This window comes from Roseivirga sp. UBA838, assembly GCF_002296035.1.
GTDB lineage: Bacteria > Bacteroidota > Bacteroidia > Cytophagales > Cyclobacteriaceae > Roseivirga > Roseivirga thermotolerans.
The window spans coordinates 108712-112670 of sequence record NZ_DBHC01000037.1 but is presented as its reverse complement, the minus strand read 5'-3'; the positions used below and the strand labels follow the sequence as shown (position 1 = coordinate 112670).

General features: G+C 46.2%; 1 protein-coding gene. It reads right to left on the bottom strand.

From position 1 onward, the window contains the following. The coding region (locus B3O12_RS13735; protein ID WP_286756691.1) for a beta strand repeat-containing protein at positions 1–3959 on the bottom strand (3959 nt) is incomplete at both ends.

Genomic DNA, 3959 nt, shown 5'->3' with positions numbered 1-3959 from the left:
GAATTGACGTTTACATAATCCAAGTCACTGTTCTGATCGCCAGACTGTACTGTATAATTAAAGCTCAATGTGCTGGTGCCTGTACCTGCAGTGTAATCTACGGTGCGATCTGTTGTACCAGTCTCCAGAGTGATTTGAGGAGTGCCGGTTACGGTTACAGCCTCGCTAAAGGTTACGGTTACGACCACAATATCGCCCACTTTGTAGGTACCATCGGCTGTGGTTGAAGACACACTGGTTACAGTTGGAGGCACTGCATCAATCACTATGGCCTTGTTTGCACCAAGTGAATTGGCCTCTCCCGGAGTTGGTAGGGTAAGTGTGGCATTGTTGCCCACTGCATCGGTAATAGTACCGGAGTTTAAGCTCAACGAATTGACGTTTACATAATCCAAGTCACTGTTCTGATCGCCAGACTGTACTGTATAATTAAAGCTCAATGTGCTGGTACCTGTGCCGGTAGTATAATCTACGGTGCGATCGGGTGTACCAGTCTCCAGAGTAATTTGAGGGGTGCCGGTCACGGTTACAGCCTCGCTAAAGGTTACGGTTACGACCACAATATCGCCCACTTTGTAGGTACCATCGGCTGTGGTTGAAGATACGCTAGTAACGGTTGGAGCCGTAAGGTCTATGGTATAAGTTTCTTCCGATCCTATGACACCGGCAAAAGCATTGCTTGAATTATCAACAATATTCTGCCCTCCAGCAAAACCGAGGTCTACTGTTCCTTCAGCATCTATATTACCCACTGTTACATCAAAGACTGAGTTGGCCGTTTCGGTCGATACTCCAGTTACTGAGGCCGAACCACCACCGGTTACGACAAAGTCTGTCGCGTCTACGTTCTGAACATCTTCATTGAATGTAACACGGAATGTGACGCTGCTTGCATTAGTAGAGGCAGTTGCAGGGCTCTGGCGCACAATTGAAGTTACTGTTGGGGCCGCCTGATCATTAAGAGTGGCTGTATTGTTAGCGGTTTGATCGGCAGCACCTGCACGTCCATTAATATCAAAAACCTCATTAGCTTGAAGATCTACCTCAATGGTTTCGGCTCCATTAGGTGTACCCGTAAGACTGAAGAATATTCTTACCGTAGTTTCACCGCCTGTCAAAGTCGAAGCTGAACCTTCTGTAGGGCTATCGTTTTGCTTCACACTGGATATTACCGGAGTGGTTGCCGTTCCACCAGAAATTTTCAAGTCAAAATCAGCTGGTGTAAGTCCTCCTCCTCCACAGTTGTCTTCATAAACAGCTTCGTTGAAGGTCACATCGATGTAAGAATTATCTGCTGCCAGACTTACTCCGGTAATGAATGGGTCAACCAGGTCATTCAACGTTCTGGTATTGTTGCTCTGGCTGGCAGCCGCAGCATTACCTAGTACGTCAAAGACAGAACTTCCATCAGCGAAGTTAACTGTAATGGTCTCTCCACCATCTGCCACTCCTGTGGTTGTAAAGTTCACTCTTATATTGCTTTCACCACCAACCAGATCAGAAGTACCGTTCAATTGCTTGAGGCTGGTTATTACTGGCGTATGCGCGGATCCTCCACTAATTGAAAGCTGAATATCTGAAGGCTCCAATGCACCAGTTCCGCCATTGGTACTGTACATACCTTCAGTTGCGAATATTTCTATAAAGGTGTTTTCGTTATGAAGTCCGAGGCTGGTAATGGCCGGGCCTGATGCATCATTGGCCGCTCCAATTGTAGCGGCTGCACGAGTAAAGTCGGCTGTATCATCATCTGTATCGGTTCCATTAGGGCTTCTTTGCACCGACTCATCGCTCACAGAAGAAGCATTACCGGTAGGGGCTTCGCCTCCTGCTCCTCCCAGTTTTACCTGATCTACTGTGGCCCCGCTAGGATCTTTAAGAATTATCTGAACATCGTTATTCAAAAGGCCGGAACCATCGGGGTTACCTAATACCAGGAAGTCTCCAAACTGTGTGCTGTTGAACGTTCCTGAACCGGACGAGATGTAATTAGAAACATCAAAGGCTCCGTTGCTGGTCAAATCACCCGTAATGTCCGAACCATCAATAAGCTCTATAGTCCAACCGGTTAAATCAATACCTGTACTCTTAATATATAACTCTACCCACTCATCGTCTGAGCCAGGCACTCCACTTGCAGTTGAAGTAAAGTTTGTAGAACTCCAGTCTCGCTGAGGATCTGTAACCACCTCATTAATCACTACATTAACAGTGCTAAACCTAAGGGTAGAAGAGCTCGAAATACCTACAAAATCATTTCCGGCATCATCATCTAATGCCGATGCATCTATTTCTATATGATAGTTTGTTCCTTTTTTTAAGGTACCTGAAGGGTTTAAAGTAACAGTAGCACCTGAAACACTAACCAATGAACCATTGGTAACGTCCAACTGCTCAAAGTTACCCACACCGGTTTCAACGATTGTAATATTACCAGTGCCTACAACCATATTGTCGTCAAATGTAATGGTGAGGTTCTGGCCTAAGTTAACATTGGTTGCTCCGTTTGCAGGCGAACTACTCTGAATAGTGGGCGCAGTTACATCGGCTGTGGTTACGTTTACGAGAGTTGGCGATGCCTGAAGGTTTGGTGTACCTTCATCGTCTCTGGCTACCACATACACATCGTAGGCAGTCTCTGACGTTAGACCTGTTACGCTAAAGGCATTGGTAAAGCCTCCCGAGTTTACGGTGGCATTACCCGAAGTTACGGCTGCTGCTCCGCCATTTCCGGTGCCGCTAACCACCTCTGCAGAGGTAGGAGCGGTAGCTCCGTCTAGTAGAACCACATAAAAAATATCTCCCGCTTCATCTATATCTGTATTCAAAGTAAAACTGGTGCCTCCTACCGATGAAGCATTGGGTGTGCTGTTTTCAAAAATTGGGGCTGTGCCATCTGCGGTAGTGAAATTCAAGGTGGTAGCATCGGTGATACCTGCGTAACTGTTGCCAGCAATATCATCTATGGCCGTTGCTGCTATTCTAACGGAATAATTTTCCAACTCATCCAAGTCTGAAGATGGATTGATGGTCAGAACATTTCCGCTAATTGAGGCCTGAGAACCAGGGTTTGCAGCATCGATAGTAAATGAATTAGAACCATCGGTTTCGTCAATCACTTCTATGTTACCTGTACCAAAGGCTATATTCTCATTGAAAGTCAGGGTAATATTGCCACCGGGGCTTACTCCTGTAGCATCGTCTGTTGGGCTGCTTGAACTCAATGTTGGTGCAGAGGTGTCGACAACCACTGATAATGCTGCAGAAGATGAACTCTCATTGCCTGCTCCATCGGTAGCGGTAACCGTGATATTATGTGTACCCTCAGAGAGAGTCCCGGTTATGATATAGCTGTAACTCCCCCCCACATTGGTGGTGGTAGTTCCTACCAAACCATTAATTGAAGAGGTAATTTTAATGGTAACGCCAGATTCTATTCCTATTCCACTAAATCTCGGTTGGGTTACTGAGGTTATATTGTCTGTATTAGAAGTTCCCGAGTCAAAGGCTGCAACCAGATCAGGAGCGCCTGGTGTTGTCGGTGCTTCTGTGTCTACTGTGTGGGTAGCCCCTGAAGTAAACCCACCACTAATGACATTTCCTGAACCATCTTGAATACCCGTCCCACTAGACTTTAGATCTATACTGATTGTTCCTGTACCGGAAATAGACCCCACTGACACGGTATAGGTAGCTCCGCTACCACTCATTCCCGTAATGTTACCCGTAACTCCAGAGCCATCTACTGTAAAATCAGTTGCATCAACGCCAGAAACATTTTCGCTAAAGTTTACTGTAAAAGAAACACTAGTAGCGTTGGTAGCTGGCGAACCGCTTACAGTAATGCTACTTACACTTGGCGCAGTTACATCAGCTGTGGTTACGTTTACCAAGGTTGGTGATGCCTGAAGGTTTGGTGAGCCCTCATCGTCTCTGGCTACCACATACACATCGTAGGC